The sequence below is a fragment of the Enterorhabdus sp. P55 genome (assembly GCF_009911695.1).
Classification (GTDB): domain Bacteria; phylum Actinomycetota; class Coriobacteriia; order Coriobacteriales; family Eggerthellaceae; genus Enterorhabdus.
The window spans coordinates 1-593 of record NZ_QWKK01000294.1 but is presented as its reverse complement, the minus strand read 5'-3'; the positions used below and the strand labels follow the sequence as shown (position 1 = coordinate 593).

Here is a 593-nt window from a genome sequence, read left to right as displayed (position 1 = left end):
GTGATTGTATCCAAACGTTTTTCTTCACTCAACGATTCATCTTTAATAGACGCTACACGCTCTTTAAAGAACTCACGTAAGCTGTCAAGGTCTATTTCGTCAATTGGCGTATTTGGTACATCATCATGAGTGTCAAAGTAATGAATTAAGGCCTCATCTACAATAGGCGGTTGAGTCCATTTTTTAGTAAAGTTCATGTGAGAAAAGTTTGATAGCATACCACCTGAGGCGTTACGTGTGCCGCCGCCGTCCATAACTTCATATCGGTTGTTAGCGTCTTTCGACACAAAGCGTTCAACCTCTTCGGGTTCGGCTTCAAGCGCATACTTTGCTTCCCAGTTGTGAACAATGTTTTTTGTTTCTTCCATGGATATACCAGTAAGATAAACACCATCTGTATTGGTTGACACAGATTCGCCGCCCATTTCTGCAGCAGTATGCACAATATCGAGCAAAATTAATTGGCCAACAATACGCATGGTTGCTGCGTTACGATTCATACGAATAGGTGAGTTATAGTTTGAGTCCATTTCACCCGATGCGTTGTTTAAGAAAAGTTTGGCTGATAACTGTTTAGAGTTGGCGTCACGCTC

Annotated in this window: 1 protein-coding gene; it reads right to left on the bottom strand. The window is 41.8% G+C overall.

Annotation, left to right across the window (positions count from 1 at the left end; translation table 11 throughout):
* A partial coding sequence (locus tag D1643_RS11365; protein WP_201751124.1) for a hypothetical protein occupies positions 1-593 on the bottom strand: 593 nt, incomplete at both ends.